This window comes from Thermus kawarayensis JCM 12314 (assembly GCF_055393575.1).
The window spans coordinates 758,881-785,183 of sequence record NZ_AP043756.1 but is presented as its reverse complement, the minus strand read 5'-3'; the positions used below and the strand labels follow the sequence as shown (position 1 = coordinate 785,183).

General features: G+C 67.5%; 29 protein-coding genes, 1 tRNA gene and 1 pseudogene. 23 read left to right on the top strand and 8 right to left on the bottom strand.

Annotation, left to right across the window (positions count from 1 at the left end; translation table 11 throughout):
- Positions 1-6 precede the first annotated feature (6 nt).
- Positions 7-717 (top strand): annotated as a pseudogene (locus ACZ5RK_RS04600) (GGDEF domain-containing protein); the annotation flags it as partial.
- Positions 718-835: 118 nt separating this feature from the next.
- Here ACZ5RK_RS04600 and ACZ5RK_RS04595 read toward each other — a convergent pair.
- A complete protein-coding gene (locus ACZ5RK_RS04595; protein ID WP_464909843.1) occupies positions 836-3,151 on the bottom strand; it encodes a penicillin acylase family protein in 2,316 nt (771 codons plus the stop codon).
- A gap of 27 nt (positions 3,152-3,178) precedes the next feature.
- On the opposite strand from ACZ5RK_RS04595, the gene ACZ5RK_RS04590 reads away from it, so the two are divergent.
- From ACZ5RK_RS04590 to ACZ5RK_RS04485, 22 genes are all read left to right on the top strand, one after another.
- The gene (locus ACZ5RK_RS04590) at positions 3,179-3,652 is read left to right on the top strand and encodes an AbrB family transcriptional regulator (protein ID WP_054647355.1); all 474 of its coding nucleotides are present in this window, start codon (positions 3,179-3,181) and stop codon (positions 3,650-3,652) included.
- A gap of 9 nt (positions 3,653-3,661) precedes the next feature.
- Positions 3,662-3,871: a CDGSH iron-sulfur domain-containing protein gene (locus ACZ5RK_RS04585; protein WP_054647356.1), complete on the top strand. Its 210-nt coding sequence runs from the start codon at positions 3,662-3,664 to the stop codon at positions 3,869-3,871.
- Between the two features lie 43 nt (positions 3,872-3,914).
- Positions 3,915-4,874 carry an aldo/keto reductase family protein gene (locus ACZ5RK_RS04580; protein WP_464909842.1) on the top strand — a complete coding sequence of 320 codons (960 nt, stop codon included), beginning with the start codon at positions 3,915-3,917 and terminating at the stop codon, positions 4,872-4,874.
- Between the two features lie 101 nt (positions 4,875-4,975).
- Complete coding sequence (locus ACZ5RK_RS04575) at positions 4,976-6,454, top strand: hypothetical protein (protein ID WP_464909841.1); 1,479 nt, start codon at positions 4,976-4,978, stop codon at positions 6,452-6,454.
- Positions 6,455-6,701: 247 nt separating this feature from the next.
- Positions 6,702-7,652 carry a hypothetical protein gene (locus tag ACZ5RK_RS04570; RefSeq protein WP_464909840.1) on the top strand — a complete coding sequence of 317 codons (951 nt, stop codon included), beginning with the start codon at positions 6,702-6,704 and terminating at the stop codon, positions 7,650-7,652.
- Positions 7,649-8,773, top strand: coding sequence for an MFS transporter (locus ACZ5RK_RS04565; protein WP_464909839.1), 1,125 nt, complete (start codon positions 7,649-7,651; stop codon positions 8,771-8,773). Before ACZ5RK_RS04570 ends, ACZ5RK_RS04565 begins: the two co-directional genes overlap by 4 nt.
- 82 nt (positions 8,774-8,855) lie before the next feature.
- Positions 8,856-9,098, top strand: coding sequence for an AbrB/MazE/SpoVT family DNA-binding domain-containing protein (locus tag ACZ5RK_RS04560; RefSeq protein ID WP_054647637.1), 243 nt, complete (start codon positions 8,856-8,858; stop codon positions 9,096-9,098).
- On the top strand, positions 9,095-9,496 hold the full coding sequence (locus ACZ5RK_RS04555) for a PIN domain-containing protein (RefSeq protein WP_464909834.1): 402 nt from the start codon (positions 9,095-9,097) through the stop codon (positions 9,494-9,496). The genes ACZ5RK_RS04560 and ACZ5RK_RS04555 overlap by 4 nt, the downstream gene beginning before the upstream one ends.
- 130 nt (positions 9,497-9,626) lie before the next feature.
- Entirely contained in the window at positions 9,627-10,244 is a 618-nt protein-coding gene (locus ACZ5RK_RS04550) for an NHL repeat-containing protein (protein WP_464909838.1), read from the top strand.
- 323 nt (positions 10,245-10,567) lie between these two features.
- Entirely contained in the window at positions 10,568-11,719 is a 1,152-nt protein-coding gene (locus ACZ5RK_RS04545; protein ID WP_464909837.1) for a hypothetical protein, read from the top strand.
- A complete protein-coding gene (locus ACZ5RK_RS04540) occupies positions 11,716-12,870 on the top strand; it encodes a hypothetical protein (protein ID WP_464909836.1) in 1,155 nt (384 codons plus the stop codon). The genes ACZ5RK_RS04545 and ACZ5RK_RS04540 overlap by 4 nt, the downstream gene beginning before the upstream one ends.
- Before the next feature lie 66 nt (positions 12,871-12,936).
- Positions 12,937-14,073 (top strand): MFS transporter, encoded by a 1,137-nt coding sequence (locus ACZ5RK_RS04535; protein ID WP_464909835.1) that lies wholly within the window; start codon positions 12,937-12,939, stop codon positions 14,071-14,073.
- 82 nt (positions 14,074-14,155) lie between these two features.
- Positions 14,156-14,398, top strand: coding sequence for an AbrB/MazE/SpoVT family DNA-binding domain-containing protein (locus tag ACZ5RK_RS04530; protein WP_054647637.1), 243 nt, complete (start codon positions 14,156-14,158; stop codon positions 14,396-14,398).
- On the top strand, positions 14,395-14,796 hold the full coding sequence (locus ACZ5RK_RS04525) for a PIN domain-containing protein (RefSeq protein WP_464909834.1): 402 nt from the start codon (positions 14,395-14,397) through the stop codon (positions 14,794-14,796). The genes ACZ5RK_RS04530 and ACZ5RK_RS04525 overlap by 4 nt, the downstream gene beginning before the upstream one ends.
- Positions 14,797-15,028: 232 nt before the next feature.
- On the top strand, positions 15,029-15,577 hold the full coding sequence (locus ACZ5RK_RS04520; RefSeq protein ID WP_054647077.1) for a hypothetical protein: 549 nt from the start codon (positions 15,029-15,031) through the stop codon (positions 15,575-15,577).
- Positions 15,564-17,342: an ABC transporter ATP-binding protein gene (locus tag ACZ5RK_RS04515; RefSeq protein WP_464909833.1), complete on the top strand. Its 1,779-nt coding sequence runs from the start codon at positions 15,564-15,566 to the stop codon at positions 17,340-17,342. Before ACZ5RK_RS04520 ends, ACZ5RK_RS04515 begins: the two co-directional genes overlap by 14 nt.
- 78 nt (positions 17,343-17,420) lie before the next feature.
- Positions 17,421-18,797 (top strand): FAD-binding oxidoreductase, encoded by a 1,377-nt coding sequence (locus tag ACZ5RK_RS04510; protein WP_464909832.1) that lies wholly within the window; start codon positions 17,421-17,423, stop codon positions 18,795-18,797.
- Positions 18,798-18,806: 9 nt separating this feature from the next.
- Positions 18,807-18,883 (top strand) — tRNA-Met (locus ACZ5RK_RS04505).
- Positions 18,884-18,935: 52 nt separating this feature from the next.
- A complete protein-coding gene (locus ACZ5RK_RS04500) occupies positions 18,936-19,175 on the top strand; it encodes a 4a-hydroxytetrahydrobiopterin dehydratase (RefSeq protein ID WP_054647081.1) in 240 nt (79 codons plus the stop codon).
- A gap of 11 nt (positions 19,176-19,186) precedes the next feature.
- Positions 19,187-19,564 (top strand): acyl-CoA thioesterase, encoded by a 378-nt coding sequence (locus ACZ5RK_RS04495; RefSeq protein ID WP_464909831.1) that lies wholly within the window; start codon positions 19,187-19,189, stop codon positions 19,562-19,564.
- Positions 19,548-19,868 (top strand): DCC1-like thiol-disulfide oxidoreductase family protein, encoded by a 321-nt coding sequence (locus tag ACZ5RK_RS04490; protein WP_054647079.1) that lies wholly within the window; start codon positions 19,548-19,550, stop codon positions 19,866-19,868. Before ACZ5RK_RS04495 ends, ACZ5RK_RS04490 begins: the two co-directional genes overlap by 17 nt.
- A complete protein-coding gene (locus ACZ5RK_RS04485) occupies positions 19,852-20,646 on the top strand; it encodes a DNA-formamidopyrimidine glycosylase (RefSeq protein ID WP_464909830.1) in 795 nt (264 codons plus the stop codon). Before ACZ5RK_RS04490 ends, ACZ5RK_RS04485 begins: the two co-directional genes overlap by 17 nt.
- A gap of 28 nt (positions 20,647-20,674) precedes the next feature.
- Here the strand turns inward: ACZ5RK_RS04485 and ACZ5RK_RS04480 are convergent, their stop codons facing one another.
- The 7 genes from ACZ5RK_RS04480 to ACZ5RK_RS04450 all read right to left on the bottom strand — a co-directional run bounded on the left by ACZ5RK_RS04480 (position 20,675) and on the right by ACZ5RK_RS04450 (position 26,303).
- Positions 20,675-21,187: a hypothetical protein gene (locus ACZ5RK_RS04480; protein WP_464909829.1), complete on the bottom strand. Its 513-nt coding sequence runs from the start codon at positions 21,185-21,187 to the stop codon at positions 20,675-20,677.
- Complete coding sequence (locus ACZ5RK_RS04475) at positions 21,171-22,388, bottom strand: sensor histidine kinase (protein ID WP_464909828.1); 1,218 nt, start codon at positions 22,386-22,388, stop codon at positions 21,171-21,173. The genes ACZ5RK_RS04480 and ACZ5RK_RS04475 overlap by 17 nt, the downstream gene beginning before the upstream one ends.
- Complete coding sequence (locus ACZ5RK_RS04470) at positions 22,385-23,041, bottom strand: response regulator transcription factor (protein WP_464909827.1); 657 nt, start codon at positions 23,039-23,041, stop codon at positions 22,385-22,387. The genes ACZ5RK_RS04475 and ACZ5RK_RS04470 overlap by 4 nt, the downstream gene beginning before the upstream one ends.
- Positions 23,038-23,448, bottom strand: coding sequence for a hypothetical protein (locus ACZ5RK_RS04465; RefSeq protein ID WP_464909826.1), 411 nt, complete (start codon positions 23,446-23,448; stop codon positions 23,038-23,040). Before ACZ5RK_RS04465 ends, ACZ5RK_RS04470 begins: the two co-directional genes overlap by 4 nt.
- Positions 23,445-24,227 carry a cytochrome c3 family protein gene (locus ACZ5RK_RS04460; RefSeq protein ID WP_464909825.1) on the bottom strand — a complete coding sequence of 261 codons (783 nt, stop codon included), beginning with the start codon at positions 24,225-24,227 and terminating at the stop codon, positions 23,445-23,447. The genes ACZ5RK_RS04465 and ACZ5RK_RS04460 overlap by 4 nt, the downstream gene beginning before the upstream one ends.
- Positions 24,224-24,733 carry a YceI family protein gene (locus tag ACZ5RK_RS04455; RefSeq protein WP_054647039.1) on the bottom strand — a complete coding sequence of 170 codons (510 nt, stop codon included), beginning with the start codon at positions 24,731-24,733 and terminating at the stop codon, positions 24,224-24,226. Before ACZ5RK_RS04455 ends, ACZ5RK_RS04460 begins: the two co-directional genes overlap by 4 nt.
- Before the next feature lie 85 nt (positions 24,734-24,818).
- The gene (locus ACZ5RK_RS04450) at positions 24,819-26,303 is read right to left on the bottom strand and encodes an ABC transporter permease (RefSeq protein WP_464909824.1); all 1,485 of its coding nucleotides are present in this window, start codon (positions 26,301-26,303) and stop codon (positions 24,819-24,821) included.

Here is a 26,303-nt window from a genome sequence, read left to right as displayed (position 1 = left end):
ATACAAATGCTCCGGGTAATGGAGGCCATGGCTTCGGACCCCATCCGGGTGAACTCCTGGACGAGCGTCCGGGAGGCCGCCCGGCTCATGGCCGAACGCCGGGTGGGAAGCCTGGTGGTGGTGGAAGACGGCCAGGTTCTCGGGGTGGTCACCAGCCGCGACCTCCGGGGGGCCCACCCCAACCGCTTGGTGGTGGACGTGCTCAAAGGACCCCCGGTGGCGATTTCCCCGGAGGCGAGCCTCTTGGAGGCCAAGGCCCTGATGGAGGCCAAAGGCCTGGAGAGGCTCTTGGTCATGCGGGAGGGAAGGCTTTTGGGCATTCTCACCCAAGGGACCCTGGCCTTCGCCCTGGGCCAGCACTTTGACCCCCTCACCGGCCTTCCCCGGGCCGACCTTCTGCGCCACCACCTGGAAAGCCTCCTGGCCCAGGGGAAGGACCCCACCCTTATCTTCGTGGACCTGGACGACTTCGGCCGCCTCAACAAGGCAAACGGCCACCCCTTCGGGGACCGGGTCCTAAAGGCCTTGAGCCAGCGGCTGAAGGGCTTCGCCCAAGACCTGGGTGGGGAAGCCTACCGCTACGGGGGGGACGAGTTCGCCTTGGTCTTTCCCCGGCCCCGACAGGTCCTCCTCCCCGCCCTCCCCGAGCTCCTGCAACCCTTAGAAGTGGGAGGAGAAAGGGTGGGCTTCTCCGTGGGCGTGGCCGGGGGAAGGCGGCGGGAGGGACGGGTACCGGCCAACCTCTCGGCCACCGCCGACGACCTTCTAAAGCTCGCCAGCCTGGCCTCCACCCACGCCAAGCGCCAAGGCGCAGGCTGGGCCCTGGCGGAGGCCCTCAAGGCGAGCGAAGGGGCTCCAGAAGGAGCGTTCTCCCCGGAGGCACCCCAAAGCGCATGGGGAGGTAGTCCCCCCGCCACCAAAGGGCCAGGAGGTCGGCGTAGTGGGGGGAAAAGAGGTGGCCCGACTGCCCCATAGGGTGGACGAAGAGGGAGTTTTCCGTGTCCGCGAGGTTCACGATCTGGCGGTAACTGGGCCCGTGGCCCATGGCAAGGGTCTTGGGGTCAAAGGGGCCTACGTTCACCGTGTACCGGTCCCCGCCGAAGGCCACCTCCCGGTCGGAGAGGCGCTTTAGGGGCGTGTGGGTGAGGACGGCGTGGAGAAAGCGCGCCCGGTGGACCTCGCCCCAGGCCCTAACCCTTAAGGCCTCCTTCCGGTCCAAGGCCCTTTCCAGGGCGAGGGCGGCATAGTCCAGGCAGGTCTCGGCGTACTCCGTCTCTGGCTGGTCGCAGTTCCTATCCCCCTCCTTCAGGGCCCTCAGGAGGTAGCGGGGCTGGTCCCAGTAGGCCTCCCCCACCTCCCTCTCGGGAAGCCGGGTGAGCTCGGTGTACCAGAGGGCGAAGACCAGGGCCTCCTCCGAGGAGGCGGCCATGGTCCCGTCCCAGGCGAGGAGCCTTTCCCGAAAGGCCCGGCTCCTCTCGGAGAGGGGGGTGAGAAGCTCCAAAATGGGACGGAAGTCCCGGTAGAGGAGGCTCTTTTGGTCCTGCTGGATGGCCTTCATGTCCTCGAGGGAAAGCCTCTCCTTGGCCAGGAGGAGTTCCTCTATGCGCTCCGCCCGGTAGGGCTCGGCCCAGTCGTAGGTGAGGGCGTAGGGAAAGCCTTTGGGGGTCACCTTGTGGTTGGCGGTGACGATATAGCCCCTTGGGGGGTTAAAGGCCCTGGGCCACTCCGCAGGGCTTCGGTAGCCCAGCCAGTCCCACTCCCCGTTCCCCGGCACCGGCACCATCCCCGTGTGCCCCTCCCTGCGGATGGGGAACTTCCCCGGGGCGATGTAGCCGATGTTGCCCTCCACGTCGGCGTAGACAAAGTTTTGGCTAGGGGCGGAGTAGGGCTCCAGGGCCTTTTGAAATTCTTCCCAGTTTCTTGCCCGGTTCACCCCCAGGAAGGCCATGAGGATGTGGTCTTCCGGGTCCAGGCTCACCCAGCGGAGGGCCATGGGGGTCTTGGGAGGGTCCTTGAGGGCATCGGTGATCACGGGGCCAAAGACCGTCTCCCGTACCTTCAGAACCTCCTCCTTCCCGCCCTTCACCCGGATCCTTTCCTCCCGCACCCCGTAGGGGACGACCCTCCCCTTGTAGCGGTAGCCCCGCCCTTCCACCTCCTCCAATAGGTACAGGTCCTCCACGTCCGCCCCCACGTTGGTCACCCCCCAGGCGATGCGGTCGTTCCTACCGATGACGATGCCGGGAAGACCTGGCAAGGAGGCGCCCATGGCCCTAAGCCCCGGGGCCTCGAGGGCCATGAGGAACCAGAGGCTCGGGGCCTGGAGGGCGAGGTGGGGGTCGTTGGCCAGGAAAGGCTTTCCCGTGGCGGTGCGGCTTCCCGCCACCACCCAGTTGTTGCTGGCCTCCACAAAGCGGGGCGGGGCCACTTGGAGGAGGGCGGAGGGCGCCTCCTCCCGCTTGAGGGGAAGCCTGAGGTCCTCCGCCCTGAGCACGGTGGGAGCGTCCTCGGGGTAAGGGGGCATGAGCTCGAGAAGCCTCTCCGGGCTTACCCCCCGGGCGAGGAGGCGGTGGCGCTTTAGCTCCTCCTCCCAGTTCCCCGAAAGGTCGTAACTCATCATCTTAGCCCAGACCAAAACGTCGGGGCCCGTCCAGGGCTCGGGGCGGAAACCGAGGAGCCTGAACTCCAAGGGCAAGGAGGCGCCGCTCGCCAAAAAGGCGTTCACCCCGGCGGCGTAGGCGTCCACCGCCTCCTTCTCCTCGGGGTAGAGCCTTTCGTAGGCGCTCCTGGCCGCCCGGTAGAAGCCCCAGGTGCGGAGGAAGCGGTCCTGGGGCAGGGTAGCCTCCCCCAGGACCTCGCTCAAACGCCCCTGGCCTACCCGGCGCTGGAACTCCATCTGCCAGAGCCTCTCCTGGGCGTGGACGAAGCCCTGGGCGAAGAAGAGGTCCCTAAGCGTCGCCGCCCGGATGCGCACCACCCCCTTGCCGTCCCGCACCACCTCCACCGGAGCGGAAAGCCCCTTCAAGGCGATGCGGCCCTCCTCTTGGGGCAGGAAAGACCTCAGGTAGAGGTACCCCGAAAGGGCCAGGAGAAGGACGAGGAGAAGCCCTAAGCCCAAAAGCCAAGCCATCGCCCGCAAGAAGCGCTTCATGGTTGGGAGGAAGCATACCATAACCCCATGGACCTCCTGCGCGCCTCCTTGAGCGGGGTTTTCCTTGGGCTTCTCTTTTACCGCCTGGGCCTTCCGGGCGGGGCCGTGGTGGGGGCCATGCTGGGCACGGGCCTCCACCAGCTCCTCGCCTCCCCCGCCCCCATCCCCAAGGGCCTGGACCTCGCCGTACAGCTTGCCGCCGGGGTCTTGGTGGGGCTTTCCTTCCGGAAGGAGCTCCTCTCCCCCAAGCTCCTCCCCTATGCCCTCCTCAACGCCCTCGCCTTCCTCGCCCTCGCCCTCCTCCTCGCCTTCCTCCTGGCCAAGCCCCTGGGCCGGCCCCCTCAGGCCCTTCTCTTCGCCCTGGCCCCGGGAGGGATCACGGGCATGGGGCCCCTAAGCCAGGCCGAGGGGGGAAGCCCCGCCCTGGTAGGCGTCTTCCACACGGTGCGCGTCCTCGCCCTCTTCCTCCTCGTCCCCCTCCTCGCCCGGCTTCTCAGGTAGAGTGAAGGCATGCAGCTAGAGTTCCTGGAAAACGGCCCCATCCGGGTGGAGGGCAAGCGCTTCGTGGTGCGCGTGGGGGAGAAGGAGGAGGTCTTAGAGCGCCCGCGGGTCTTCCTCTGCCGCTGCGGGGGTTCGGGGAACAAGCCCTTCTGTGACGGCACCCACAAGCGGATCGGCTTCCAGGCCCCGGGCGGGGTCTTGGAGGTGGAAAGCGACTGACCCGCTGGTCAATCCCGGCCAAAGGAGGTAGACTCCGGGGGCTATGGGTGCCATGCGCTACCGGAAGCTCGGCAAGTGGGGCCTGAAGGTCTCCGAGATCTCCCTGGGGGCCTGGGTGACCTTCGGGGACGCGGTGAAGGACAAGGAGACGGTCCGGGAGATCGTTAGAATCGCCTACGAGGGCGGGGTGAACTTCTTTGACAACGCCGACGTCTACGCCAAGGGCCTGGCCGAGGAGATCATGGGGGAGGTCCTGAAGGAGTTCCCCCGGCACACCCTGGTCCTCTCCACCAAGGCCTACTGGCCCATGTCCGAGGATCCCAACGACCGGGGCCTAAGCCGCAAGCACCTCCTGGAGAGCATCACGAAAAGCCTCAGGCGCCTTAAGACCGACTACGTGGACCTCTTCTTCGCCCACCGTTTCGACCCCGAGGTCCCCATGGAGGAGATCGTCTACGCCATGCACACCCTCGTGGAGAAGGGGTACGCCCTCTACTGGGGCACCTCGGAGTGGCCCGCCGCCCGCATCGCCGAGGCCGTGGCTTTCGCCAGGGGAAACGGCCTCCACCCGCCCGTGGTGGAGCAGCCCCAGTACTCCATGCTCTACCGGGAACGGGTGGAAAACGAGATTCTTCCGGAAGCGGAGCGCTTCGGCCTGGGCCTCGTGGTGTGGAGCCCCCTGGCCATGGGCATGCTCACGGGGCGGTACGACGGGGGCATCCCCGAGGAGAGCCGCTTCGCCCGCTACCCCCAGTTCGCCGAGCGCTTCCTCACGGAGGAGAACCGTAAGAAGGTGCTCAAGCTCAAGCAGGTGGCGGACGAGCTCGGCCTCACCCGCACCCAGCTCGCCCTGGCCTGGGTCCTGAGGCTTCCCGGGATCAGTAGCGCCATCACCGGGGCCACCCGCCCCGAGCAGATCCGGGAAAGCCTGGGAGCGGCGGGGGTGGACCTGCCGAAGGAGGCCCTGGCGAAGATTGAGGCCATCCTAAAGGGCGAAGACTAAGTGCCCGCGCCGCAATCGGGCCCGGACGCAAGGCCAAGGGGCGTCCCTCCAGTGTGGCTTCCTTCCCTCCCAAGGAAAGAGGGGGCCTGTAGGCTTCCCCTATGGGCAAGCCTCTCCTCGCCCCCGCTCTCCGCCTGCTGGAAGAGGGGCGGGACCGGGAAGCCCTGGCCTTTCTCCTTCCTCCCCAGGAGGGCCCTTTGGAAGCAGAGCGCCTCGCCCTTCTCGGCTTCGTGGAAGCGAGGCGGGGAAACCTTCAGGCCTACCGCGCCCTGGCCCTGGAGGCCGCCCAAAGGGCCCAGACCCCCCTTACCCTCTACCACCTGGGCCTGGCCCTGCCCCCAAAGGCGGGGGCCTTGGCCCTGGAGGAGGCCCTGCGCCGCTTCCATGGGGACGCCCAGGGGGAGGCCCGGCTCCACCTGGCCCTGGCCATCGCCCTGGAGCGCCTGGGCCGCCTCGAGGCCCTGGCCCACGCCGCCCTTGCCCGCCTCAAGAACCCCTCCCCCTGGACCATCCTGCACCACCTGCGCCTGGAGCTCCTCTTCGGCGCCAAGCCCTTCCCGGAGGTCCTGGAGGAGGCGGAGCCCTTCCTGCCCCACCCCTTCCCCGGGGTGCGCCTCCTCGCGGGGCACACCCTGGCCCTGGCCCACCTCCTCCGGGGAAGCTCGAGGCGGGCAAGGAACCTCCTCCGGGGCCTCCTCCCTCTCCTGGAGCCGCCAAGCCTCGCGAGCTTCCTGGTCCTCGGGGCCTTGGCCCTGGACCCCCCCGAGGTCCGGCTCCTCCTAGAAGGGGCCCAGGCCTTCCTCCCCCGGGAGGGCTGGCCCTGGGGGTTTTACCTCCTGGCCCGGGGACTTGGGGAGGGGGATGAGGCCTGCCTCCTCGCTGCCCACGGCCTTTTGCGGGAGGACGGGGCGCTCTACGCCCTCCTCTCCGAGGCCCGCCTGAAGGCCCTCGGGGTGGAGGTGGAAGCCCCCCTGGCCCCGGGGCTCGCCCCCGCCCTCCGCCCGGAGGCCCGGGCCTTCCTCCTGGGCCAGGCGGAAGCCCCCTTCCTTCGCTTCCTCGGGAGAGGCCCCCTCCCCTCCCTGGGCCCCAGGGGCACCGAGGCCCTGGCCCTCCTCTTCGCCCGCGAGGCAGGCCTGTCGGGAGAGGCCCTGGGGGAGGCGCTTTACGGGGAGCCCAACCCGGGGGCCCTGAAGGCCCTCCTCCACCGCCTGCGGGAGAAGGGCTTCCGCATCGCCTGTTCCCCTTACCGCCTGGAAAACCCTCCCCCCTCGGACCTCAGGGCCTTTCTCAGAGCCCTCTCCCGGGGGGATCTGGAGGAGGCCCTGGCCCTCTACCAAGGCCCCTTCCTCCCCTGGAGCCAGGCCCCGGGGGTGGAGGAACTCCGCCTGGAGCTGGAGGAGGCCCTGAGGCAAGCAGTGCTGGCCCAAGGGGACACGGAGAACCTCTTCCTCCTGGCCGAGCGCCTGGGGGAGGACCTGGAGGTCTGGGAGGCCCTCCTGGAGAGGCTACCCCCCGAAGACCCCCGCCTCCCCATCGCCCGGGCCCGGGTGGCGAGGCTCCGCCGGGAGTACGGGGTGTGAGGCCGGGGGAAAGCAGTCGGGGCGCCAGCAGGCCAAAGCGGGCCCGGAAGGCCGGGCCAGGAGGAAGAGCCAGGCCAAGAGGAAGAACCAAAGGACCTTGCCCCCCATGCCCCCAGGGTGCCACGGGGAGGGTTACGCGGGGGGCCTGAGGTTACGCGAGGTTACGCGGGGGGCCAGGCGTGGAACCGTTTCCACGTAACCTCCGCGTAACCTCCCCCCTGCTACCCTGGGGCTAACCCGTAAGGGGGTGAAGAAGATGCTCAAGGAGGTGCAAGCCAAGAGGTCATTGGGGCATAGCCAGAATGGATTCTGGCCGCAAGTGCGCATCTTTGCGGAAGGTCTGGCGTATCCGACCCACATGGAGTGGACTCCCCAAGGGCGGTTGCTGGTCTCCGAACGAAACCGCGGTCGCATTCTTGACATCACAGAAGGGGGCAGGGTGGAAAAAGCAACCACTGTTGCTGAAAATCTAGAAGGACCAGCCAGCATTCTGCCCAAAGAAAAAGGCCTTTTCGTTGCTGAAACTTGGGGGGGCAGAGTTACCTTCCTTGACCTTACGGATGGCTCCAGCAAGGTCCATGCCCTTGATCTGAGGTGGCCCTATTCCCTTACTACGGCGCAACTAGACGGCAAGGAAAGGATTTTTGTAAGTGAGTTGGTCGCTCCTCTTTTCGGCCAACTGACCGACATCACAGAGGGTGGGGGGAGGGAAAAGCATCTCCCTTACGTCAGGGAAATACCCTACGCGAGCCCGGTTTATTACCAAGAGCCGGGGACCCAGGGGTACGAGTTGAGGCCCCAAGTGATGATGGGGTGCGAAAGCGCCCCCTGGACTAAGCGCCTTGCGGACGGATCTCTAATCTTAGAGGCCAATTTTGTGATCTTCAAAGTGCCCAAAGGAGGCGGACGGTTCGCTGATATCCTCTCGGACGATAAGAATGTGATTGCTAGGGGTCTGCGTTTTACGGGGGGAATGACGCAGCACCCAGTAAATGGGCTAATCTACGCCGTTGATCCACCTGCAGGCACTGTATTTGCATTGGATCCCGAAAAACCCGGTGACTACCGGCACGTGCCGCCCGTGGTCCAAGGCCTTAACTGGCCGAGTTGCGTAAGGTTCAGCCCTGACGGCAAGGAAATGTTCGTGTGTTCCTTCTCCTCAGGCGTAGTCTACCTGGTGCGTAACTTCTTCGCTTGAGGCGATTCTTTCTTGCCGAGGGCCTGAGAACTTTAGGGGAAGGCCTCTTCACCCTTCCCCTCTTCGTCCTTTTTGCCCTTTCAGGGAATCCTGCCTGGCAAGCCACCCTTCCTTTCACCCTACAGCGAATCGCCGGGCTCCTCGCTCTTCCCCTAGGCGCCTTGGCGGACAGGATTCCAAGAAGGGAGCTTTTGGCCGTTGCGCTAACGCTTCAGGCTCTGACAACCCTGGGCCTGTTCCTGAAAACCCCGATCGTGCTTCTCCTCTGTGGAGCCCTTTTCTTTGCCCTTTCAACCCTAACGGGGCTCACGGCCTCGGCCTACCTGGCGGACTTGGCAAGCAGGGTGGGCTTGGAGAAAGCCCGGGGCAGGGCGGCAGCGGTCCACATCGCGGTGGATACCTTGAAAGATCCCTTCGCCGGCATCCTCGTAACCCGGACATTCTGGCTGCCTCCCTTCCTAGCGCTTCTAGCCCTCTTCGGCGCTGCCCTTCTTTACCGCTCCCTTCCTTTGGAGAAAGCACCTACGCCGAAAAAACGCTTCCGCCTCACGGAAGTCTGGGAAGGTGTACGCTTTCTCTGGCAGGCCCCCACCCTGCGACCCATCGTGGTCGCCGAAGCAACTTATACCTTCGTTTTCGCCCTGGGGGTCAGCCTATTGCCCTTTTTGCTCCTAAGGGTCTTGGGGGAAAGTCCTCTCGTCTACGGCATCGTCTCGTCCCTCTTGGGCATGGGGAGTTTCCTGGGAAGTCTCCTCGGCGGAGAGCTTTCACAGCGGGTCGGGAGAGATAAGATCCTCGTAATCGCCCTTCTCCTGGGATGTGGAGCTTTTCTGAGCATAGGTGGGGCTACCCACTGGATCTGGGTGGGATTAGGCGCGCTCCTTCTCGGCCTCGGGAGCCTAGCCTTCTTCGTGGTGGCCGGGGCCATCCGATTGGGAGAAGCCCCCCCGGAGCTTCGGGGCCGGGTGGCGGGGGGCTTTCTCTTCCTGACCGGGGCTCTAGCCCCCTTAGGCCCCCTCCTGGGCGGGGCCCTGGCGGAGGTGGCCCTCCCCCTCCCCTTCCTCCTGGCCGGGGGGCTCCTCCTCGCCCTCGCCCCCTGGGTGGGAAGGGAGTGGCGGTGAGGGGCAAGCCTCCCTCGTGAGCCTCGCCGGCAAAGTCGGCTTTGTGGCGCCGGAATGGAGGCCGTGGTAAAGTGAAAAGGGAATGGTAAAGTCCAGGATAAGCAGTAAAGGGCAGATCACCCTTCCCAAGGCGATCCGGGAGGCCCTTGGACTCCGCCCGGGAGAAGAGGTGGTCTTTGAGCTCCGGGAAGGGGGGGCCTTCCTCCGCCCCCGGCGCCGCGTACCCCTGGAAGCCCTGCTCGGGCGCTTGAAGGGCAAACGGGGGTTCCCCGGGGAAGAGGCGGAGAGGCGGGCGCGGGAGGAGGCGTGGAGGGAAGGGGCTTGAAGCCTTACTACCTGGACACCTCCCTGATGCTCCGCCTCCTGACCGGAGACCCGCCGGAGCTCGCCGCCCAAGCCCTGGAGGTGTTTCGCGGGGCCGAGGAGGGGCGCTACACCCTGGCCGTCCACCCCTTGGCGGTGGCCGAGGCCTTCTACACCCTGGTCTCCTTCTACGGGGTGGGGCGGGCCGAGGCGGCGGGGGCCCTCTTGGACCTGCTGGACCGGGAGGGGGTCCTTCTGGAAGACGAGGAGGATCTCCGCCCCGCCCTGGAGGAGGCCGGGAAGGGAGGGCTCAGCCTGGTGGACGCCTTCTTGGCCCACCGCGCCCGCAGGCAAGGGGCCGGGCTCGCCACTTCGGACCGCAAGCTGCGAAGGCGGGCCGGGGTAGAGCTGCTTCCTTGAAGGGGGGTTGCGCGGGGGGCCCAAGGTTACGCGAGGTTACGCAGAAGGCCAAGTGTGGAACCCTTTCCACGTAACCTCGTGTAACCTCCCCCCTGCTACCCTAGGCCTAACCCGTAAGGGGGTGAAGGAGATGCTCAAGGAGGTGCAGGAGGTCAAGCTCGGCGGCCGGACGCGGCGGGTTTACGTGAGGCCCTTCGCCTGGAACCTGCACGCGCCCACCCACATGGAGTGGACCCCGGACGGCAGGCTCCTGGTGGTGGAGCGCACCACGGGCAAGGTGAAGGACGTCACCAAGGGTGGGGACATGGAGGAGGCCAAGCCCTTCGCCTGGGGGCTCCAGGGGCCCTCCAGCATGTGCCCGCTGCCGGATGGTCGGATTCTGATTACCGAGTTCTGGGGAGGCAGGATTCGGGACATCAGCGTAGGTGGTCCCTCGGAAAAGTTGGCCATCTACGCTGAGGACTTGAGCAAGCCGTATAGCTTGGCTTTAGATGCTCTGGGAAGATTGTTAGTAACCGAGCATCTAGGACATGGAGTTGGGCGAATAAGCATAATTGCCTCGGGAAAGGCCGTACCCTTAGTGCAAGGAGTTCCATCTGTAGAAACACCGGGCTTTGAGGGATATACACCTCCACATGCTTGGCCCGATCGTTGGGAAGGCTTCGTGGCAGGATGTGGTAAGTGGGGCACAGATCCTAAAGTTTTCCCTGATCGGCCTTACGTTTTGCTGTCTCCATCGGCGGGTTAGGGCTTATTGTTGGTGTTCCAGAAGATGGTGGGCACTACGAAGCTTTAGCCCCTGAGCATACTTTCGCCAGGGGCTTAGGTTGGACTGGGGGCATGATAGCACACCCATTTGATGGAATGCTTTACGTAACACAACCCTTGCAAGGCGAAGTACGCGCCATAAATCCAAGAGAAAGTCGGAATTACCGCTTTGATTCCCCGGTGGTCTCTGGCATCCCCATGGCTTCATGCGTGCGCTTTACTCTTGATGGGGAGAAGATGCTCGTGTGCTCGCCACAAAGTGGAGCGATCTGGCAAGTAGAGGGATTTTCCGACTAGGTCAGCTTGAGGACAAGATACCTTTTCGCCGAGTCGTTAGGCGTCTTCGGGGGGAGCCTGGCCTTCACAGGCCTCGGGCTCCTCCTGGGCCTTGAAGGAACGACCTGGACCCTGGCCCTCTTGGCCGCTCTCCCCTACCTCACTCTGCCCCTGGACCTACTCGCCGGCCTCCTCCTGGACCGGCTGGACCGCAGGACCCTCCTCCTCGCAGGGATCGGGCTGAGGGCTGGGATCCTCAGCCTCCTCGCCCTTCTTCCCAAAGAACCCCTCTTCCTCCTCCCCCTGGCCTTCCTCTTCCAGGCCGTCCTGGCCCTGGACCTCCCCGCCTGGCATGCCCTCCTGGTCCGCCTGGCCCGGGACCGGCTGGAGCGGGAGGGGGGAAGGCTGCAGGCGGCCCAGCTCCTGGGGGACGGCCTGGGGGACCTCCTGGCCGCCCCCCTCCTTCTCCTCGCCAAGCCCCTGCCCTTTGCCCTGGGAGCCCTCCTCCTCGCGGGGGAGGGCCTTCTCCTCCGGGACCTCCCCGGCTACCCGCCTCCACGGGCGGCGAAGGGGGAGGGTCTTACCTTTAGAGCCCTCTTCGCGGGGCTCGCCTTCCTCCTCGGGGACGGAAGGCTCCTTCCCCTTACCCTCTACGCCCTCGCCTTGAGCTTCCTCTCCGGGCTGGCCCTGGCCCTCCTGCCCCTCCTGGCCCTGGCCCAGGGGGCACCCCCCGCCCTCTACGGCCTCTACCCCTGGGGCCTCTCCTTAGGGGGCTTCCTGGGAAGCCTCCTGGCGGGGAAGGTAGGGCCTTGCCTGGGGATTTGGGGCGGGCACGAGCTGAGGGTTTTGGGGCTCGCCCTCCTCCTCCTGCCCTTTCCCTTCGGGCCCCTGGGGGCCTTCCTCGCGGGGATGGGCGGCGCCTTGGGCGGGGTCCACCTCCGGGCCTACCGGCAGCGCCTCGCGCCGGAGGCCCTCCTAGGCCGGGTGCAGGCGGGGGCGGTGGCCCTTCTTTCCCTGGGGAGCCTCCTCGGCACCCTCCTGGCGGGGGGCTTGGGGACCCTTGGCCCCCGGGTGCCCCTCCTTACCGCCCTCCTGGGCCTCCTCTTCCTCCTGCCCTTGGCCTTGGGGCCCCTGGGCTGCGGGCGGCTCCTCGCCTTGAGGGAGGGGAGGTCCCCGTGAGGTTTCCTTTTCATAACGGGCCTCTCTGGGCCGAGGCCCTGAGCGACCTCGGGGCCTCCCTCGGCTTTAGCGCCCTCGCCCTGGAAGTGGCCCGCACGGGGGAGGCCTTATGGGTGGGCTTCTTCGCCGCCTTGGGCTACCTTACCCTAGGGCCCCTTCTCCTCCTCAGCCCCTGGGTGGAGCAGCGAGGCCTGGCCCGGGCCCTCCTAAAGTTGCGCCTGGCCCGGGGCCTCCTGTTTCTCCCCCTTCCCTTCCTGCCGCGGGAAGCCGCCCTCCTGGTCTTCTACGCTTACCCCCTTATGGTCCTCACCGACCTGGCCGTCGTGGCCTGGGAAGGCCTCCAGGTGCGGAGAGGCCGGGACAGGCTGGTGGAAAGGAGCGGCAAGCTCTACGCCGCCTGGGAGGTGGGGGGGCTGGTGGGGGTAGGCCTCGGCCCCGCCCTCTTCGCCCTCCATCCCGCCCTCCCTTACCTCCTTGCCGCCGGGATCCTCCTCCTGGCCTGGGCCCTCCTCCGCCCCACCCTCACAGGGGAGAAGGGGGAGAGGGAGGAGGCGACGAGGCCCGAGGCCTTGGGGCGGTCCCTCCGTCGCCTCCTGGCCTATGCCTCCCTCAGGCCCTATCTCCTTCTTTCCCTCCTCTTTACCCTGGCCCATGCCCTCACCACCGCCCTTCTGGGCCTTCTGGCCCTCCGGGCGGGCACCCCGGAAGCCCTCTTCGGCCTGGTCTTCGTGCTGCAAAGCCTAGGGTACACCTTGGGAAGCTACTTTGCCGGGCGGGTCCCACCGGCCCTGGCCTTTAGGCTGGGCCCATTAGGGGCAGCCCTCGGGGGGATGGGCTTTCTCCTGCCCTTTCCCCTCCTCCTCGCCGCCCCACCCCTCTTAGGCCTGGCCGTGGCCCTCCTCAGCACCCACCTGCGGGCGGTGCGGGGCAGGCTCCTGCCCAAGGAGGGCCTGGCCCCAAGTCTCGCCGCCATCCGGGCCCTCCTCTACGGGGCCGGGGCCCTGGGGGGCCTGGGGGCGGGGGTCCTGGGCAAGGGGGATCCAACCCTGCCCCTCCTCCTAGGAGCCTTGGGATTCCTGGTCCTTCTTCCCTTCGCCTTAGGACCCCTCCACCCTAGGCGACTGGAGACCTTAAGGCAAGAAGTAGAGTAGGAATCTTGGACAAGGAGAATCTACCCCTTCTCGTTTTTGGTCCGTTTCCGGTTAACCTGTAAGCGCATGACGCTGGCCCTCCTCCTCTGGCTGGAAGCCTTCCGCCTCTTCGGGGCGGGGTTCTTCTACTTCGCCCACGCCGCCCTCACCGCTCTTGGGGCCTTGAGCCCCCTAGAGGCCAGCTTAGCCCTGGCCTTCCGCCTCCTGGCCGAGCCCCTCTTCGCCCTCTACGGGGGGCATCTGGCCGACCGGTGGCCCAGGGGAAGGCTCCTCCTCCTGGCCGCCTTGGGCCAGGGAGGGCTCACCCTGGCCCTCCTTCCTCTCCTCGTCATCCCCGTCCTCTTCCCCCTCTATCTCTTGGGTTTCCTCTTCGCCTTCCTGGAGGCCCTGCGGATGGTGGCCGCCGGGGCCCTCCTCGCCGACCTCCTCCCCAAAGAGGCCCTGGCCCGGGCCCGGGGGCAGCTGGGGGCCCTCTACACCGCCGCCGACGCCCTTTCTGACCTGGCCGCGGGTCTCCTTTTCACCCGAAGCCGCCCCTGGACTGTTGGCCTGGGAAGCGGGCTCCTCTTCCTCGCGGCCGGGCTCTACCGCGCCCTTCCCCTGCCCCCAAGGTCCCCGGTGAGACCAGAGGGGGGAAGCCTCTTGGGCTTGCGCTTCCTTTGGGAAAGCCCCTCCCTCCGTCCTCTCCTGCTCCAGGAGGCCCTCCTGGGCCTGGCCTACGCCTTCTTCGCCGGCCTCCTGCCCTTTGTGGTTCTGCGGGGCCTGGGGGAGGCCTCCTGGGTCCTGGGCCTCCTGGGCGCAGTCCAGAGCCTCGGGGGGGCCTTGGGAGGGCTCCTGGTAGGGGCGGTCCTGGGGCGGTTAGGTGAAGGAGGTACCCTGAGGCTCGCCCTGGGCCTCGCAGGGCTAGGCCTCCTGGGGACCGCCCTACTTCCCCCCTGGCCCCTCCTCGCGGGTTTGACCTTTCTCCTGGGGGCTGGGGGCGCCCTCTTCGGCGCGGTGGCCGGGGCGGTGCGCCTGAGCCAGGCCCCCCCGGAGCTTCGGGGCCGGGTGGCGGGGGGCTTTCTCTTCCTGACCGGGGCCCTGGCCCCCTTAGGCCCCCTCCTGGGCGGGGCCCTGGCAGGGGTGGCCCTCCCCCTCCCCTTCCTCCTGGCCGGGGGGCTCCTCCTCGCCCTCGCCCCCTGGGTGGGAAGGGAGTGGCGGTGAGGGGCAAGCCTCCCTCGTGAGCCTCGCCGGCAAAGTCGGCTTTGTGGCGCCGGAATGGAGGCCGTGGTAAAGTGAAAAGGGAATGGTAAAGTCCAGGATAAGCAGTAAAGGGCAGATCACCCTTCCCAAGGCGATCCGGGAGGCCCTTGGACTCCGCCCGGGAGAAGAGGTGGTCTTTGAGCTCCGGGAAGGGGGGGCCTTCCTCCGCCCCCGGCGCCGCGTACCCCTGGAAGCCCTGCTCGGGCGCTTGAAGGGCAAACGGGGGTTCCCCGGGGAAGAGGCGGAGAGGCGGGCGCGGGAGGAGGCGTGGAGGGAAGGGGCTTGAAGCCTTACTACCTGGACACCTCCCTGATGCTCCGCCTCCTGACCGGAGACCCGCCGGAGCTCGCCGCCCAAGCCCTGGAGGTGTTTCGCGGGGCCGAGGAGGGGCGCTACACCCTGGCCGTCCACCCCTTGGCGGTGGCCGAGGCCTTCTACACCCTGGTCTCCTTCTACGGGGTGGGGCGGGCCGAGGCGGCGGGGGCCCTCTTGGACCTGCTGGACCGGGAGGGGGTCCTTCTGGAAGACGAGGAGGATCTCCGCCCCGCCCTGGAGGAGGCCGGGAAGGGAGGGCTCAGCCTGGTGGACGCCTTCTTGGCCCACCGCGCCCGCAGGCAAGGGGCCGGGCTCGCCACTTCGGACCGCAAGCTGCGAAGGCGGGCCGGGGTAGAGCTGCTTCCTTGAAGGGGGGTTGCGCGGGGGGCCCAAGGTTACGCGAGGTTACGCAGAAGGCCAAGTGTGGAACCCTTTCCACGTAACCCCGCATAACCTCCCCCCTGCTACCCTGGGGCTAACCCGTAAGGGGGTGAAGCAAATGACGGTTTACACGGTTACTCGGGTCCTTCGGCAAGCTGGACAAGGAGGCGAACAACCCACGCTTTTCCGCGGTAGAAAGGACTTACCAATCGTAGAGGGCATGACGCTGGAGGTTGGTGATATCCTTAAAACGCGGGACGGCCTCGTGGAGGTTAGGGATAACTACGGCCTGGTCCTTCGCTTGGGCCCATCTTCGGAGCTTGAGTACGTTTACCATCCTCAAGGAGGCATCATCGCTCAGCCCGCTGAGCGGCCTACTTTGGTCTTCTTCGGGGAGATCTTCAAGTTCCGGCACTACGTGCGGCCACTGGAAGTGGTGGCTTGCGGGAAATACCGCACCTCCTGCTGGTACTGCCCAGCGAATGTGTACGCCCGCAACCTGGACGCCCATAGGGATGCTTTCTATGCGCTACTGGGGGAAGTCTTCATCTGGGAGTGGGATGAAAGAGGTCAATCCTTTGACCTCGTAAGTATCCCCGAGGGGTACAAAGCGGTGCTCCGCCACGACCCTACCCAGCCTATGCGAAACCGCTATGCGGTGGAAGACATGATGCCAATTTCGGAAAAGGAGTGGGAATACATAGCTTCTAACTACATCAACCCCACGCGTTGGATTTCTCGTCCGCAGGAGGTGGTTGGGGCTGAGTAAAAGATCCCTTTGGCGCCTGCTGCTCCCTGCGCTGCGGCACATCTTCCGCGCAAGCCCCAGGGATAGCGCCCTTTTGCTTGCGCTCCTGGTCCTGGGAGGGCTCGTTCCGGTGGCGGTGCTGGGCCTCACCCGTGCCTTGGTGGACCAGCTGGCGACCACACTGGGGGGTAGTCCCTTTACCCCAACCCTCCTTTGGCCGCTGGTGGGGTTAGCGCTGGCTTTTGGCCTGGACTTCCTCCTCACCCCTTGGGTGGCCTACCTGCAAGGTTCGGTGAACGAAAAGCTCACCGCTCGGGTTCACCTGCTCCTCATGGAGAAGGTGGCCGGTACGCCGGATCTGACCCCCTTTGAGGATCCCAGCTTTCACGATGAGCTTCAGGTGCTACGCGACCAGGCCCCTTACCAGCCCCTCAACCTGCTGGTTTTCCTGGGCAACGCTTTCCGGGAGGTCCTCGCCGCTCTCGGGGTTCTTCTCCTGCTATTTGGGCTGGCGCCTTTCTTCCCCTTACTCCTGCTTTTGGCCACCCTGCCCCAGGCCTGGCTCACCTTTCGGCTCCAGAAGGGGGTGTGGGAAGCCCTACTCTTCGGGGCCCCCGAGGCCCGGCGAATGCGCTACTTCGCCGAGGTGCTCCTGAGCCCCGAGGCTGCCAAAGAGGTGCGGTTATTCGGTCTTTTGCCCTTCTTCCGCAGACGCTACCTCGAGGCCTTCCGTAGCCTCTACCAAAGCCTGCGCCATGCTCGAGGCCGCCAGGCCCTAGGGACCAGCCTGCTGGTGCTACTGAGCGCCCTTTTCACGGCTCTTGCCCTCTTCTTGGGGCTGCGCCAGACCCTTTTGGGAGGGAGCCTGGGCAGTCTGGTGCTCCTCTTGCAGTCGGTGGGAAGCCTTCAGCAAAACCTCTACGCCCTAGTCCAGGACGGGGGCATGCTGTACGAAAGCCTATTGTACTTTGAAAGGCTGGAAAGCTTCCTAGCCAGGCCCGCTTCCATGGCAGAGACTGGCCCGGGCAGGAAGGTCCAGGGTTTTGAGGAGATCCGGTTTGAAGGGGTGGGGTTCTGCTACCCCAACGGAAAGCGGGCGCTTGCGGGGGTCTCCTTTGCCCTCCGACGGGGGGAGCGCCTGGCTTTGGTGGGGGAAAACGGGGCGGGCAAGACCACCCTGGTGAAGCTCCTCCTCCGCTTCTACGACCCCACGGAGGGCCGCATCCTGGTGGACGGGATTGACCTCCGGGAAATAGACTTGAAGGCCTGGCGCTCCCTCATCGCCGCAGTCTTCCAGGACTTTGGCCGCTACGCCCTAACCCTCCAGGAAAACGTCGCCCTTTCCGACCCGGACGCGAAGCCCGACCCTAACCGTGTCGCAGAGGCCTTACGCTTAGGCGGGGCCTGGGAGCTCTTCCAGCAGCTTGGCCCCCGGGCCCTCCTGTCCAAGGCCTTTGGCGGCACAGAGCTTTCCCTGGGGGAGTGGCAACGAGTTGCCCTCTCGCGGGCCTTCTTCCGCAAGGCCAAGCTTTTGGTCTTGGACGAGCCTACGGCCTCGCTGGATCCCAAAGAGGAGGCCCACCTCTACAGGCGCTTCGCCGAGATGGCCGGGGGTAAGACGGTCATCCTCATCACCCACCGCCTGGGTTCGGTACGCATGGCGGACCGGATCCTCGTCCTCCAGGAAGGCCGGTTGGTGGAGGAAGGGACCCATGAGGAGTTGTTGCGAAAGAACGGCGCCTACGCCGAGCTTTGGCGGCTCCAGGCCCAACTTTACGAAACCTGAGGGGCTCTTGGCCGGGGTGGGGCTTCCCCTTCCCCTTGGGCGCGGTCCCCTTCCTGGGCAAGGCGTAAACTCAAGGGCATGGACAAGCTGGAAGCCCTGAAGCGCCTCTTCCCGGGGAAGGTGGACCTCTCGGAGAGCGAGCGCCTGCGCCACGGCAAAGACGAGGGCTACCCCGAGGCGAGGCCGGTGTTGGCCGTGGTCTATCCGGAGGGCGTGGAGGACGTACAAAAAGCCCTCCAATGGGCCCGGGCGTGGGGCGTGGCGGTGATCCCCTTCGGGGCGGGGACGAGCCTCGAGGGCCACCTCTACCCCACCAGGGAGGCCATCAGCCTGGACCTGAGCCGGATGAACCGCCTCCTACAGGTCTCGCCCCAGGACTTCCTCTGCGTGGTGGAGCCCGGCCTCACCCGCAAGGCCCTGAACGAGGCCCTGAAGGGAACGGGCCTCTTCTTCCCCGTGGACCCGGGGGCGGACGCCTCCCTTGGGGGGATGGCGGCCACGGGCGCCAGCGGCACCACCACGGTGCGCTACGGGGGGATGCGGCAAAACGTCCTCGCCCTCCAGGTGGTCCTGGCGAGCGGGGAAGTGCTGGAGCTCGGCCGCGGCGTGCGCAAGACCTCCGCAGGCTACGACCTCAAGGACCTCTTCATCGGAAGCGAGGGCACCCTGGGGGTCATCACCCGCCTCACCTTAAGGCTCCACCCCCTCCCCGAGCACGTCCACGCCCTAAGGGTCTTCTTCCCCGGCGTGGAGGAGGCGGCGGAGGCGAGCTACCGGGTCATGGCTACGGGGCTTCCCGTGGCCAGGCTGGAGTTACTGGACGAGCTCGCCATGCGGGCGCTGAACCGGTACCTAAAGGCGGGCTTCCCCGAGCGCCCCGCCCTCTTCCTGGAGTTCCACGCCTCCACCAAGGAGGCCCTAGAGGCGGAGATGGCCCTGGCCCTGGAGCTCGTGAAGGAGGCCGGGGCTTTAGAGGTGGAGGCCGCCAGGACCGAGGAGGAGCGCAAAAGGCAGTGGGAGGCCAGGCACCAGGCCTACTGGGCCTTGGTCCACCTCTTCCCCGGCCACCGCTTCGTGATCACCGATACCGCCGTCCCCCTCTCCCGGCTTCCCCAGATGGTGCGCTTCGCCCAGGGGCTTCTTTTGGAGATGGGCCTCACCGGGAACATCCTGGGCCACGTGGGGGACGGGAACTTCCACACCCTGGTCCCCGTCCTCCCCGAGGACTACCCGAAGGCGGAGGCCTACGCCGAGAGGCTCGTGGAAAAGGCCCTGGAGCTCGGGGGCACCTGCACCGCCGAGCACGGGGTGGGCCTCCGCAAGAAGAAGTTCCTCCCCAAAGAGCACGGGGCTTCCCTGGACTGGATGCGAAGGATCAAGGCCCTTCTGGACCCGGAGGGGCTCCTGAACCCGGGCAAGGTGCTTGACATAAGCCCTCCCCCCGGCTATAGTTAAGGATGGCGACGCGGGGTGGAGCAGCCTGGTAGCTCGTCGGGCTCATAACCCGAAGGTCGCGGGTTCAAATCCCGCCCCCGCAACCAAACCTGTCCCCGGGCACCATGGGCCCGGGGGTTTTCCTTTATCCTCGGGTCCATGGACTGGGAGGTGCGCCAAGACCCCGAGCGCCTGGTCAAGGCCTTCCGCTTCCGGAACTTCCGGGAGGCCCTGGCCTTCGCCCACCGGGTGGGGGAGCTTGCCGAGAGGGAAAACCACCACCCCCGCCTCACCGTGGAGTGGGGCAAGGTCACCGTGGAGTGGTGGACCCACTCCGCCGGGGGGGTTACGGAGAAGGACCGGGAGATGGCCCGCCTCACCGAGGCCCTTCTGGAGTAGCCTAGAAGGGTATGGAGGCGCGCACCCTCGAGCTGGTCTTTCCCGAACACACCAACCCCTTGGGGGCGGCCTTCGGCGGCTTCGTCCTGGGACTCATGGACAAGGTGGGCTCCTACGCCGCCGCCCGCCGGGCCAGAAAGCCCGTGGTGACCGTGGCGGTGAGCAGCGTGGAGTTCAAGGTACCCATCCGCACCGGGGACCTCCTGGAGGTGGTGGCCAGGGTGGTGCGGGTGGGCAGGACCTCCCTCACCGTGGAGGTGGAGGTCTACAAGGAGCGCTTCGGGCAGGAGAACGGCCGGGTGCTGGCCACCCGGGGGGAGCTCACCTACGTGGCGGTGAACGAGAAGGGCCAGCCCGTGCCCGTGGAGGAGCATGCGGGTGCTGATTGACGGGGAGTGCCCCTACTGCCGGGCCCTGGGGCGGGCCCTTAAGGCCTTGGACCTGGGGAAGGCCCTCCGGGTGGAGCCTCTCCAGGAGGCCCCAGACCTCCCCCAGGTGGAACTCCGGAAAGCCCTTCACGTCCTGGAAGGGAGGAGGACCCACCGGGGCTACGCCGCCCTCCTGGCCCTAAGCCGGAGGCTCCCCCTCCTCTGGCCCCTCTACCCCCTCCTTCTCCTCCTCACCCCCTTTGGGATCGGCGAGGGGCTCTACCGCTTCCTGGCCCAAAGGAGGCCCCGTGCCCGAGCTTCCTGAGGTGGAGACCACCCGTAGGCGGCTTCGGCCTCTGGTCCTGGGCCAGACCCTCCTCCAGGTAGTCCACCAAGACCCCGCCCGCTACCGCCACACGGAAAGGGCGGAAGGGCGAAGGGTGGAGGAGGTAAGGAGGCGGGGGAAGTTCCTCCTCCTGGCCCTTTCCGGGGGCCTGGAGATGGTCCTCCACCTGGGGATGACCGGGGGCTTCCGCCTGGAGGCAACCCCCCACACCCGGGCCCGCCTCCTCATGGAGAAGGGAGCCCTCTACTTCCACGACCCCCGGCGCTTCGGCCGCATCTGGGTGGTGGAAAGGGGCGACTACCGGGAAATCCCCCTCCTTTCCCGCCTCGGCCCCGAGCCCCTTTCGCCGGATTTCCGCTTCCCCCCCTTCTACCGGGCTCTAAAGGCAAGCCCCAAACCCCTCAAGGCCCTCCTTCTGGAGCAACGCCTGGCGGCGGGGGTGGGCAACATCTACGCCGACGAGGCCCTCTTCCGGGCGGGCCTTTCCCCCTTCCGCCGGGGGAAGGAGGTGGGGAAGGAGGAGGCCCGGAGGCTCTTCCGGGCCATCCGGGAGGTCCTCTCTCAGGCGGTGGCCTTGGGGGGAAGCACCCTTTCCGACGGAAGCTACCAGCAGCCCGACGGCGTTCCCGGAGGCTTCCAAGAGCGCCACGCCGTCTACGGCCGGACGGGCCTTCCCTGCCCCCGGTGCGGCCACCCGGTGGAAAGGCGGAGGGTGGCGGGAAGGAGCACCCACTTCTGCCCCCGTTGCCAGGGGTGAGGGGCGGCCAAGGGAGGGTGGACCAGGGTCACTCCTCCAGGAAAGCCTCCGGGGCCCACACTCCCCTCCTCAGCCCCCACCGCCACCAGCCCTTCCTGGGCGGGGGGCTTAGGGTAAAGGGGGGAGGAAGGCCCTGCCAGACTCCTTCAGCAAAGCGGGCCACCAACACCCCTTCCCTCGCCGTTCCCCTAAGGACCTTCCATGGCCGCCCTTCCGCCCACCAGACCCGCACCCTGTCCCCGGCAAGCCCCACGAGGGAACCAGGCCCTTGGAAGTAGGCCCAGACCCTGGGCTCCACCACCCGGACCCTTCTCCCCTCCACCCGCACCGCCATGCCCGGGGCCAGGTAGGGCCATAGCCCGCCAGCCGCCTCCACGTACCGTCCAGCCACCCATAGGCCCCCTCCCTCCACGGCCTCCACCAGGCCGTAGAAGGGGGAGGGGCGCCCCCCTTTTGCTTCTTCCCGCTCCCTTTCCTTCCCGCCCGTAGCGGTGGAAAGCGTCCCCAGTAGGGTGGCCAGGAAGCTACGCCGCGTCCACATCCCGCCACCTCGGCAAGGTCAAGACCACCCGCAGACCCGGTTCGGCGTTCTCCCAAGCCACCCGCCCCCCGAGCCAGGCGGCCACCAGGCGGACAAAGGCCAAGCCCAACCCGGTCCCCCCGGCCTCCCCCTTGGTGAAGGGCTCTCCCAACCGGGGAAGCAGGGATGGGGGAACGCCGGGGCCATGGTCCCGCACCGTGAGCCGAACCTCCTTCTCCCCCGCCTCGAGGCCCACCTCCACCGGAGGGGCCCCGTAGCGCTCGGCGTTCTCCAGAAGGTTCTCCAAAACCCGCTCAAGAAGCTCCGGGTGGGCCAGGACCCAGACGGACTCCGACGGCAGGCGCAACGTTTCCCTCCCCAACCGCTCTCGCAAAAAGCCCCCGAGTTCCAGGGGGACAAGGTCCCCCTCCCCCAGGCGGGCGAGCTCCAGAAGGCCCGCCAGGGTAGCCTGCATCCGCCACAGCGCCCGGCGCATCTCCGGGAAGGCCTGTTCCTGGGGAAGATGCCCCCTTTGCAGGGCCTCCAGCTGGGCCTGCAGAACCGCCAGGGGGGTGCGCAGCTCGTGGGAGGCGTGGCGGGTGAAGGCCCGCTCCCGCTCCAGGGCCGCCCGCACCGCCCCCACCACCCGGTTGAAGGCCCGCACCACCCGGGAAAGTTCCCCTTCAGAGGGCTCGGGCAGGGGTTCGGGGAAGCGCAGGCGGGAGAGGTGGTCCAGGGCCTGGCCCAAAAGGGCCAGGGGCCGGGTGAGCCGGGCGGCCAGGTAGAGGCCGAGAAAACCCGAGAGGACCACCAGGGGAAAGAGGGGAAGGAGGGCCGCCTTGAGGTAGTCCTCCAGGGCCCTGCGGTACTCCTCCACCCGGAGGTGAACCTCCAGGGTGTAGCCCTGCCAGGGGGTTCGCCAGGTGCGCCAGGCTCCCCCCTCCTCCAGGGGAAACCCCCCTTCCAGGACCAGGTGGCCGTCCTCCAGGAGGCGGAAGCCAAAGACATAATGGGTCCCGAAGATATCCCCACGGGCCAGGCGGGGGCCCTCGGGGGTCAGCTCCAGGGCACCGAGGACCCTGGACCCCACCTCCGCCAAGTCTCCCCGGATGTCCTGCTCCACCAGGTTGCGGAAGGACCAGTACCCCATCAAGGCCTCCAGGAAGCCCCCCGAGGCGGAGAGCAGCAAAAAGGCCAGGGCCAGGCGGCGCCGCAGGCTCACGCCCCCCCCAACCGGTACCCCCCGGGCACCCGCTCCACCACCCAGGGGGCGAGCTTCTGCCGCAGGCGTTGCACGTACACCCGGAGGATGGCCTCCGACTCCGCCCCGGGAAAGACCCGCTCCAGAAGCTCCTCCCTGGAAAAGGCCTTGTCGGGGTAAAGAGAGAGGAGCTCCAAGAGGGCGAACTCCTTGGGGGAAAGGACCACCTCCCGGTCCCCCCAAAAGACCCGGCGGCGGGCGAAGTCCACCCGCAGGAGACCCCGCTCCAAAACCCTTCCCTTGAAGGAGGCCCCCCGGCGGGCCAGGGCCCGCACCCGGGCCAAGAGCTCCTCCAGGTGGAAGGGCTTCACCAGGTAATCGTCCCCGCCCAGGTCCAGGCCCCGCACGCGGTCCTCCAGGGCGTCCCGGGCGGTGAGGAAGAGGATGCCGCCCCGGTAACCCGCCCGCCGCACCTCCTCGGCGAAGCGGAAGCCCGCATCCTCCCCCTCCGGCAGCCGCACGTCCACCACCAGGACCTCAGGCTCGCCCTCCCCCAGGAGGCGGTAAGCCTCGGCCAGGCTCCGGGCGCCCTGGGCCTCGAGGCGGGCCTGGCGCAGGAAGGCCAGGATGGGCTCCAGGAGGCCGGGCTCGTCCTCCAGGACCAGGACCCTCATTCTTCCCTAGCATAGAGGCCCAAGGCCCCCAGGAGGGCCAGGCCGGAGAGGGAGAGGGGGGCGAGGGGCGGGGGGGCGTTTTTCCCATCCTCCTCCCACGCCTCGCCCTCCTCGTCCACCCAACGGTAGGTTCCGGAGACCCCAGCCTCCAACCCCTCCTCCAGGTGCTGCCAGAACCCGAAGAGGCCCAGAGGGGCCAAAAGGAAAAGGGCCAGGGCGAAGCCCCACCACCGAAGAACCAAGCCGAGGCCCACCAGAAGGGCCCCAGCGAAGGCCGTAAGCGGGGCAAGAATCTGGATCCCCTCCGTGTGGTCCATGAGGAGGAGTTCCACCCCCGTGAGGAATAACCCCACGGCGCCGAAGAAGGCTACCAGCTCAGGAAACCGGTGGCGCACCCACGCCTTCACCGCTCACCTCCTTGCCAAGCCTTCAGGTCCAGGCCGTGGCAGTAGGCGCAGAAGTTGTTGGGCAGGACCTGGTTGAAGGCCTTTTCGTCCTCGGGGTTTCGGATGAGGGCAAGCTGGGCCTGCTGGAAGGCACGGACCAGGGCCGTCTCCGCGGGGGAAATGCGGTCCGCACCCCGGTGGCAGGTGGCGCAACGCTGGCCTCCACCGTGCTCCGCCACCTCCCCGTGGCGGGGCGTGAAGTCCTGGCCGTGGTCCTTGGGAACGTGGCACCGGGCGCAGGCCGGGTCCCCCCTCCGGCCAAAGGCGGCGAAGACCGGAAGCCCCGCCCCGGAAAGGGCGGAGGCCTTGGCCCGCCCGTCGTGGCAGGTGGCGCAGAAGCGGCCCAAGGAACTGGGTCCGTGGGGCTCCAGGGCCGGGCCTGGGGCCAGGCTCCGCCAGGTCCGCCCCCGGTCCAGGCTCTCGTGGCAGGTCTGGCAGGTAGCCCCCTTGGCCCCCAAGGCCGCGAAGTGCCGCTCGTGGCTGAAGACCACCCGGGAAGCCCCCTGGGGCCAGAAGACCTTCACCAGGTCCTGGGGGGGTTGCCACTGCTCCTTGGGTCTGAGGGTTCCCCTTTTGACCTCCACGTACTGGCCGGGGACCAGGGAAAGACCGGGAGGCAAGGGGGAACCATCGGAGAGCGTGGCCCTACCCTTCTCCGCATCGTAGCGAACGTAAAGGTACCGCTCCCCCTCCGAGGCCAAGCCCAAGGCGAAAAGGAAGAGGAGGAGGGCCCGGCTCACGGGGCCACCCCCTCGCCCTGCACCCTGACCTCCACCCGGTCCTGCACCCGCATCCCCATGAAGCTCGGCGCCTTGAGGCCGTAATCGCTGAGCGCGAGGGCGAACTCCCCGGAGAAGAGGAGCCTTCGCCCCTCCAGGCGGTAACGCAGGGGAATCCTCACCGCCCGGCGCACCCCGTGAAGCTCCAGGTCCCCAAGGAGGGCGCTCCCGGCCGCATCGTAGCCCTTGAGGGTGAGGCAGGCTTGGGGGAAGCGGTCCACCTCAAACATCTCCCGGGTGTGGCGGTCGCGCAGGGGCTCTTTGGAGTCCCAGGCGGAAAGGTCCAGGCAGACCTTGCCCTGTAAGCGCCCCGTGGCGGGATCAAAGCTGGCCTGACCCCTCAAGGTGGGGTTCCTGCCGCTAAAGGACCCCAGGGGAGCCTTGGCCTGGTAGAGAACCTCTCCCTGTACCGTGTAGTCCAAGGCCAGGGCCAGGCCGAAGAAGACGAGCCATGCCATCGCCCGCATACCTTCCCTCCCGCACCCAGGTTAGGCCCGTGGCGTAAACGGTCCGTAAGCACCCTGCGAAAGGGGAGAGGGTTTGCCCAGGCCCCTAGCGGAACCCCCCCCGGCCCCGGTCCAAAAGGTAGAAGAGGAGGGCGGAAAGGAGGGCCAGGAGGGCGGAAAGGGCCAGGGCTTCCCGGTACGGCCCCTCCCCGGGCCTTCCCAGGCGCTCGTAGATGGCCAGGGTGAGGGTGGTCCATTCGGGCCGCCAGAGGACGAGGCTGGCCCCGAACTCCCCCAGGAGGGCGGAGAGGGCCAGGGCCGTCCCGGAGGCCAGGGCGGGAAGGAGGAGGGGAAGCTCCACCCGGAGGAAGGCCCGGTAGGGGGTGGCCCCAAGGACCCTGGCCGCTTCCAGAAGGCTTGGGGGGAGGCTCTTAAGGGCCGGAAGGAGGACCCGGGCCAGAAGGGGGTAGGCGAGGAGGGCGTAGGCGGCGAGGAGAAGGAGGAGGGAGCCCCGAAGCCCGGGGTGGGCCAGGAGGTAGCCCAGGCCCACGGCCACCGGGCTCACCATGAGGGGAAAGAGGCCCAAGAGGTCCCACCCCAGGCTCCTCCTGGCCGCCACCCCGTAGGCCACCCCCAGGGGCAGGGCCAGGAGAAGGGCCAGGAAGGTGAAGCGGAGGCTGTTGACCAGGGCCTGGGGAAGGGGGGTGAAGTCCTGGGAGCGCCAGGCCCGGGCCAGGGCCTCGAGGCGGACCTCCCCCAGGAGGGCGAAGAGGGGGGCGTAAAGGAGGAGAAAAAAGGCCCCCAGGCCCAAGACCAGGGTCCAGGGACGCCTGGAGGGAAGGAGGCCGGAAGGCCCCAAGGGGTAGGCGGGAAGCCGCAGGTAGAGCCAGGCCACCAGGCCCAGGGTCAGAAGCTCCAGGAGCATGAGCCCGCTGGCCTCGGCGAAGGCCAGGCGCTGAGCGAGGAGGGTGTAGACCTCCACCTCCAGGGTGGCGTACCGCCCCCCCAGGAGGAGGGGCACCCCGAAGGCGGAAAAGGCGTAGAGGAAGACGAGGAGCCCCGCCGAACCCAAGGCGGGCAGAAGCAGGGGAAGCCCCACCCGAAAAAAGGCCCGAAGGGGGGAGGCCCCGTGCACCCGCGCCGCCTGCAGGGGGCCCTGCAGGCCCAGGGCCACGGGGAGGAGGATGCGCAGGGCAAGCCCCAGGTTATAAAAGACCGCCGCCAGGAGGAGGAGGGCCAGGGTGCCGTAAAGGTCCACCCCCAACGCCCCCCGGGGGCCCAGAAGGGCCAAAAACCCCAGGGCCACCACCGGGGTGGGGAGGACGAAGGGCAGGGTGGCTAGGGCCAGGAAGGCCTCCCTCAAGGGGAAGCGCCGCCGGAAGAGGAAGGCCAGAGGCAAGGCCAAGGCCAGGGTGAGAAGGGCGGAAAGAAGGCCGTACTCCAGGCTGAAGAGGTACCGCCCCCAGTAAAAGGGGTTTCCCCAGACCCGGAAAAGCCCCTCCCCCAACCCCAGAAGGAGGATGCGCAGGAGGGGGTAGAAAAGGGCGAAGCCCAGGAAGAGGAGGAGGAAGCCCCCCGCCAGCCGGACCAC